The 7,137-nt window shown below is 63.0% G+C and carries 5 protein-coding genes and 1 pseudogene; all 6 read right to left on the bottom strand.

What is annotated here, in order from left to right; genetic code table 11:
* Positions 1 to 817, bottom strand: a pseudogene (locus AK81_RS25340) (glucose-6-phosphate isomerase); the annotation flags it as partial.
* Between the two features lie 246 nt (positions 818 to 1,063).
* The gene (panC, locus tag AK81_RS25335; RefSeq protein WP_043203659.1) at positions 1,064 to 1,927 is read right to left on the bottom strand and encodes a pantoate--beta-alanine ligase; all 864 of its coding nucleotides are present in this window, start codon (positions 1,925 to 1,927) and stop codon (positions 1,064 to 1,066) included.
* Positions 1,924 to 2,724: a 3-methyl-2-oxobutanoate hydroxymethyltransferase gene (panB, locus tag AK81_RS25330; RefSeq protein WP_043203657.1), complete on the bottom strand. Its 801-nt coding sequence runs from the start codon at positions 2,722 to 2,724 to the stop codon at positions 1,924 to 1,926. Before panB ends, panC begins: the two co-directional genes overlap by 4 nt.
* 262 nt (positions 2,725 to 2,986) lie before the next feature.
* Positions 2,987 to 3,466, bottom strand: coding sequence for a 2-amino-4-hydroxy-6-hydroxymethyldihydropteridine diphosphokinase (folK, locus tag AK81_RS25325; protein WP_043203656.1), 480 nt, complete (start codon positions 3,464 to 3,466; stop codon positions 2,987 to 2,989).
* Positions 3,463 to 4,851 carry a polynucleotide adenylyltransferase PcnB gene (locus AK81_RS25320; protein ID WP_043203655.1) on the bottom strand — a complete coding sequence of 463 codons (1,389 nt, stop codon included), beginning with the start codon at positions 4,849 to 4,851 and terminating at the stop codon, positions 3,463 to 3,465. The genes folK and AK81_RS25320 overlap by 4 nt, the downstream gene beginning before the upstream one ends.
* A gap of 842 nt (positions 4,852 to 5,693) precedes the next feature.
* Positions 5,694 to 7,136 carry a sigma-54-dependent transcriptional regulator gene (locus AK81_RS25315; RefSeq protein ID WP_043203653.1) on the bottom strand — a complete coding sequence of 481 codons (1,443 nt, stop codon included), beginning with the start codon at positions 7,134 to 7,136 and terminating at the stop codon, positions 5,694 to 5,696.
* Between the last annotated feature and the right edge of the window lies 1 nt (position 7,137).

Raw genomic sequence — 7,137 nt, 5'->3', positions numbered from 1 at the left:
CACCCACCCAGTCCCACATCGGGAAGATGTTCTCTTCGCGAATACCGAAGGCCACGGCGGCGGCCTTGTTGCTGGAAACCGCGATGAAGTGGCGGTACAGCTCGGCTTCCGAGCCACCCTGGGCCAGGTACCAGGTGCGCGCGGCCATGGCGTTTTTCAGGGTCTCGAGGGTGTTGAACGACTTCGACGAGACGATGAACAGGGTGGTTTCGGCGCGCAGGTTGGCCGACAGTTCGTGGAACTCGCTGCCGTCGATGTTCGCCAGGTAGTGGCAGCGTACGCCACGCTGGGCGTAGGGCAGCAGCGCCTCGGAAACCAGCTCGGGGCCAAGGAACGAGCCGCCGATGCCGATGTTGACCACGTCGGTGATCGGCTTTTCGCTGTAGCCGCGCCACAGGCCGTCGTGGATGCGCCCGACCAGTTCGGTGATCTGGTTGAGTACCTTGTGTACTTCCGGCATGACGTTCACGCCGTTGACGCTGAGCTTGTCGCCCACGGGCCGGCGCAGTGCGGTGTGCAGCACCGGGCGGCCTTCGGAGGCATTGATGATTTCGCCGCTGAACATCGATTTGATGGCGTCTTGCAGGCCTACTTCGTTGGCCAGGTTGACCAGCAGGTCGCGGCTTTGATCGGTGATCAGGTTTTTCGAGTAGTCGAGGAACAGGCCGCAGCAGCTCAGGGAGAACTGGTCGAAGCGTTGGGCATCGGCGGCGAAGGCTTCGCGCATGCTGAAGCCTTGCATGGCGTCGCGGTGTTGCTGAAGCGCCTGCCAGGCGGGCAGGGCCGTCACATCGTGGGGAGTACGGTAATACGCCATTGCGCGGGGTTCCCTTGGTGCGTGGTGATGCCTTGGACACGGCAGTCATTGCCGGGTTCAGGCTGGCATCATTATAGGCAAAGGCCACGCGCTGGGAATGGGTATGGCACGGTGATTTTGGAGGCGCTTTGCGCCCCATTCGCGGGTCAAGCCCGCTCCCACACGGGATGTATGTTTCCAGGGGAAAGTGCAGACCTGTGGGAGCGGGCTTGTCCCGCGAATGGGCTGCATGGCAGCCCCAGGCCGTTATGCGGTTTTGTCTTCCACATGCAGGTAAAGGTTGTCGATCAACCGCGTGTTACCCAGGTAAGCCGCCGCAATCACCACCAGGTCGCGGTCATCGATCACTGCCGGGCGCAGGCTCACGGCATGGCGCACTTCCAGGTAATCCGGTCGGAAACCCGCAGCGCTTAGTTGCGCCTGGCCTTCGGCGACCAGCGTGGCAAAGTCGCGCTGGCCATGGCCAATGGCCGCCGCAATGTGCTGCAACGTGCGGTACAACACGGGCGCGGTCGTACGCTGTTCCGGCGTGAGGTAGCCATTGCGCGACGACAGCGCCAGGCCATCTTCGGCGCGCACAGTGGGCTCGCCAATGATCTGGACCGGCATGTTCAGGTCGCGCACCATGGCGCGGATCACCGCCAGCTGCTGGAAGTCCTTTTCACCGAACACGGCAAGGTCAGGCTGGACCATGTTGAACAGCTTGCTGACCACGGTGGCCACGCCTTCGAAATGCCCGGGCCGGCTGGCGCCGCACAGGCCTTCGGAAAGGTGGGGCACGCTGACGCGGGTTTGCACGCTCATGCCGTCGGGGTACATCTCTTCGGCGGTGGGCGCGAACAGCAGGTTGCAGCCGGCCTGCAGCAGGCGCTCCTGGTCTGCGGCCAGGGTGCGCGGGTACTTGTCGAGGTCTTCGTTGGCGCCGAACTGCAGCGGGTTGACGAAGATGCTGGCCACCACGAAATCGGCGCGCTGCGCAGCCTTGGTTACCAGGGCTGCGTGGCCACTGTGCAGGTTGCCCATGGTCGGCACGAAGGCGATGCGCTTGCCTTCACCGCGGGCGCGGGCGACGGCGGCGCGCAGTTCGCGGACGGTCTTGACTGTATTCATGCACTGAACCCGTGTTCGCTACCAGGGAAGCTGACTTGCTTGACCGCCTCGACGTAAGCGACGAGGGCGCTGTGGATATCCGGCTGGCCTTGCATGAAGTTCTTCACGAACTTCGGTACCCGGCCGCTCAGCGACAGGCCGAGCATGTCGTGCAGCACCAGCACCTGGCCATCGGTGGCGCTGCCGGCGCCAATACCGATCACCGGAATGGCCACGGCATTGGTGATTTCTGCAGCCAGTTCGCTGGGCACGCACTCTAGCAGCAGCATGGCTGCACCGGCCTGTTCGAGGGCGATGGCGTCGGCGCGCATCTGCCGGGCCTGGGCTTCCTGGCGGCCTTGCACCTTGTAGCCGCCCAGCACGTTGACGGTTTGCGGGGTCAGGCCCATGTGCGCACACACCGGCACGCCGCGCTCAGCCAGCAGACGGATGGTTTCGGCCAGCCAGGCCGCGCCTTCGATCTTGACCATGTGGGCGCCGGCCTGCATCAGCGTGGCGCTGTTGGCAAAGGCAAGCTCTGGGGTGGCATGCGCCATGAACGGCAGGTCGGCGAGGATCAGCGCGCCGTCATTGCCACGTTTGACACTGGCCGTGTGGTAGGCCATGTCCGCCGTGGTTACCGGCAGGGTGCTGTCGTGGCCCTGCAAGACCATCCCCAGCGAGTCGCCCACCAGCAACACTTCTACGCCGGCCTGGCTGACAACTTTGGCGAAGGTCGCGTCGTAGCAGGTCAGCATGGTGATTTTTTCACCCTTGGCCTTGAGGCCATTGAGGGTGGTAAGGGTTACTTCAGGCATGTCGGAAAATCCTCGTTCAGGCGCTGTAAAAAACGACTGCATTCAACGCGTGTAGTCATCTTCCGGAGCGGCACATCATCGCGCGTGATGTTCGGGCACAGGTCCGTCCGGGCCTAAATACGGGTATGCGGCACTTTGGTGCCACACGGGACGCCTATAGTCGTGAGCGAGGTGGGGGAAGTCAATCACCCTGTTACCGCATTGTTACGATCAGGGTGTTACTGGCGTTACCGTGCCAGATTGCAAGGCTGGAACGCCCGTTTTACAGGCGTTCAAGGCCGACGAGCGGGCAGTCGTCGAGCAGTTGCGCGAGGGCGCGGCCATCGGCCAGGTGGAAATCGTCAGGCACCAGTTCGGCCAGTGGGTACAGCACGAAAGGCCGGGCATGCATGTGGTAATGCGGCACTTTCAGGCGTGGCTCGTCGAGTACCTGGTCACCGAACAGCAGGATGTCCAGGTCCAGCGTGCGGGGGCCCCAGCGTTCCTTGCGCACGCGGCCCTGGCCGTTCTCGATGGCTTGCAGCGCATCGAGCAGCGCAAGTGGCGGCAGTGCGGTGTCCAGGGCGGCGACAGCGTTGGTGTAACGCGGTTGGCCGGGTAGCAGCGAATCGCTGGTGTACAAGGCCGAAGCCGCCACCAGGCGCGTTCCCTCGACCTGGTCAAGCGCCCGCAACGCACTGCGCAGTTGCTCGGCAGGTGCGTCCAGGTTGCTGCCCAGGCCGACGTAGGCGCGAGTTTTCACTCGGACGCCTCGTCACCACCGCGCTTGCGTTTGCTGGCGCTGCGTTTGCGTTTGCGCGGGCCGGCACCGGTGCCTTCGTCACGGCTGCCCAGCTCGCGAATCATCTCGCGACGCTCGCTGTCGTTGGCATCCTGGTAGTCAGTCCACCACTGGCCGAGATCGTCGGTTTCTTCCCCGGCGCTTTCACGCAGCAGCAGGAAGTCGTAACCGGCGCGGAAGCGTGGGTTGTCCAGCAGCATGTCGGCGCGTTTGCCGCTGCGCCGTGGCAGGCGCTCCTGCATGTCCCAGATCTCGCGGATCGGCAGGGTGAAGCGCTTGGGAATGGCGATGCGCGCGCATTGTTCGGCGATCAGGTCGTGTGCCGCACCGTTCATGGCCGGTATCGGCGGTACGCCCTGGTTCTGCAGGTGCAGCACACGGGCCGGCAGGGCTGGCCACAGCAGCGCGGCGAACAGGAACGCCGGGGTTACCGGTTTGCCCTGCTTCACGCGCAGGTCGGTGTTTTGCAACGCCTGGCTGATCAGTGTGTGGGCGTAGGTCGGGCGCTCGTCCAGGGCGTGTGCACTGGCCGGGAACAACGGCTCGAACAGCTGCAGGTCGACCAGCATTTCGAAGGCGATGGCGCCTTGGCCGGAGAGGAACAGCTTGAGGCATTCCTCAAACAGCCGTGCCGGCGGGATCTCGCGCAGCAGCGGGGCCAGTTCGCGGATCGGCTGGACCGTGTGCTTCTCGATACCGAAGTCCAGCTTGGCGGCGAAACGCACCGCGCGCAGCATGCGCACCGGGTCTTCCTGGTAGCGGTGGGTCGGGTCGCCGATCAGCCGCAGCAGGCGGTTGCGTACATCGTGCACACCGTTGGCGTAATCGAGAATGCGCTCGCTGACCGGATCGTAGTACAGGGCATTGATGGTGAAGTCGCGACGTTGCGCGTCTTCTTCCAAGGTGCCGTATACGTTGTCACGCAGGATGCGGCCACTGGAATTGTGCGACGAACGGTGGCTGTCGCCCCCGTCGTCTTCCGAGTGGGGGGCGCGGAAGGTGGCAACTTCGATGATCTCACGGCCGAAATGCACGTGGACCAGCTTGAAGCGGCGACCAATGATGCGCGCGTTACGGAACTCGGCACGGACCTGTTCGGGGGTGGCGCTGGTGGCGACGTCGAAGTCCTTCGGCGTGATGCCCAGCATCAGGTCGCGGACACAGCCACCGACCAGGTAAGCCTGGTAACCGGCGCTCTGCAGGCGTTCCACGATGTTCACCGCGTGGCGGCTGAACTGGTGGCGCTGCAGCGAGTGCTGGCTCTTGTTGATCACCTCAGGCGTGGTGCGCCTGTGGTGCGGGCCCGGTACGGGCGGGCGGAAAGACTGGAACAGCTTCTTCAGCATGGGATGCACTGTGTGAAGGAATGTTCGGCCAAGAATAGGAGAATGGCCGCATGATGGGCGGGGATTCTAGCATTTACTCGGGGAATGGTGTAGGCGGGTAGCAGGATGGCTGCCAGAAGGGTAGAAACGACAAGGGGAGCCTAAGCTCCCCAAGAAGTCGTTGCGTGCTCTTATTGTTTTTTTTACTGGGCTTCTTGTTTTTGTTGAGTGCCCTGCCCACAAATCTCGAAGCTTGTGGACGACCCCCAATCCAGGGGTTAAGAGCAAACGGATTGCTTTGGCCGCTGATGTCACGTTGATCTGTCGATCCAACCAGTTCAGGCGCTGCTTTTTAGTGCAGTTTTTGTTGTTCTCTGCCTGGTCGTGGGGCAAGCCCCAAACACGCATCCTCTCCAAAAGAATCAGTTAGCTGCGCCTCCGCCGTCTTGTTTTTATTGTGCGTGAGCCGTTTCGTCTTGTTCTTATTTTAGGTTGCAGTGCTTGTTATTGTTTTTGTACTAAGCATATAGCAGGTGCCGTGCCAACTTTTGCAAACCCAGTAAAATCAAGGGGTTGAGGCTTTCTGGCAGTTTTCGCGACGCTCAAAATGTCGCAATTTCGTTACCGTACGCCTCGGGAACTGTTACGGCGGAAAGGTTGGGTAACAGATTTTTGCGGGGACTGATGTGTTACCTGGGGTGTGCGCGGTGGCTGTGCCGGCCCTTTCGCGGGCTTGCCCGCTCCCACAGGATCACCACAGACTGCGAAGTTGTGCGGTCCCTGTGGGAGCGGGCGAGCCCGCGAATACGCCGGTAAGGCTGGTAGAGAAGGGGCAGGAGGAACCTCCCGCCCAGGCAGGTGAGTTATTCGCTGGTAGCGTTGCTCTTGCGCCGTGGGATGCCCAGGCGCTGACGGCGTTCCCACAGGCACTTGCGGCTGACGCCTAGCTTGCGTGCCAGTTCGGTCTCGGTCATGTGGTCCTGGTGCTCGAGCACGAAGTGCTGGAAGTAGTCTTCCAGCGACAGGTCCTCGGTCGGCTCGTGGCTGGCATTGGCAGCACTGGCCACCACCAGGGCATTGTTGAGGATCTCGTCCTCTTCCAGGTCGCTCAGCTCGATGTCGATGCCCAGCAGCTCGGCAGAAATTTCTGCGCTCTCGCTGAGAATCACCGCGCGCTCCACGGCGTTTTCCAGTTCACGCACGTTACCCGGCCAGCTGTAATGACGAATGGCCTGCTCGGCTTCGGCCGAGAAATGCAGGTCGTCGCGGCCGATGCGCGCGCTCTGGCGAGCGAGGAAGGCGCTGGCGATCTCGTTGACATCGCTGCCGCGCTCGCGCAGGGCAGGCAGCTTCAGGGCGATCACGTGCAGGCGGTAGTAAAGGTCTTCGCGGAACTGGCCGGCCTTGGCCAGGTTCTTCAGGTCGCGGTGGGTCGCGGCGATCAGGCGCACATCGACCTTTTGCGATTGCACCGAACCCACCCGGCGAATCTCGCCTTCCTGCAGCACGCGCAGCAGGCGGGCCTGGGCTTCCAGCGGCAGTTCGCCGATTTCGTCGAGGAACAGCGTGCCGCCGTCGGCGGCTTCTACAAGGCCCGCGCGCCCGGCGCTGGCGCCAGTGAACGCGCCTTTTTCGTGACCGAACAGTTCGGACTCGATCAGTGTCTCGGGGATGGCGGCACAGTTCACCGAGATCATCGGTGCCTTGGCCCGGCGTGACAGGTTGTGCAGGGCGCGGGCCACCAGTTCTTTACCGGTACCCGACTCGCCCTGGATCAGCACGTTGGAGTCGGTGGGCGCCACCTTGCGGATCTTGCTGTACATGTCCTGCATCGGTGGGCACGAGCCGATGATGCCGATTTCGCCATTGGCCGCAGCCGCGCTGCCTTTGTCGGCCGGGGCGGCCTTGCCATTGGTGGCACGTGGCTCGGCAGCCGGTGCGGCGGCCGGGGCGTTCTGCCGGTCGCGCAGGATACGCGCCACGGCCTGCAGCATTTCGTCGTGGTCGAAAGGCTTGGCGATGTAGTCCACCGCGCCCATTTTCATCGAGTCCACCGCCGAGCGCAGGCTGGCGTAGCTGGTCATGATCAGCACCGGGGTGCCCTGGCCAAGCTTGATCAGCTCGGTGCCGGGCGCGCCTGGCAGGCGCAGGTCACTGACAATCAGGTCGAAGGTGGCAATGCTGAAGCGTTCCTGGGCTTCCTGCACCGAGCCGGCTTCGCTGACCTGGTACTGGTTCCGCTCGAGCAGACGACGCAAGGCCGAGCGGATGATGGTTTCGTCTTCGACGATCAGAATGTGCGGCATT

Origin of the sequence: Pseudomonas putida W15Oct28 (genome assembly GCF_000708715.2) — a bacterium.
GTDB classification, from domain to species: Bacteria; Pseudomonadota; Gammaproteobacteria; order Pseudomonadales; family Pseudomonadaceae; genus Aquipseudomonas; species Aquipseudomonas putida_R.
The sequence above is the reverse complement of the archived record's forward strand: the minus strand, read 5'-3'. Positions and strand labels throughout refer to the sequence as shown.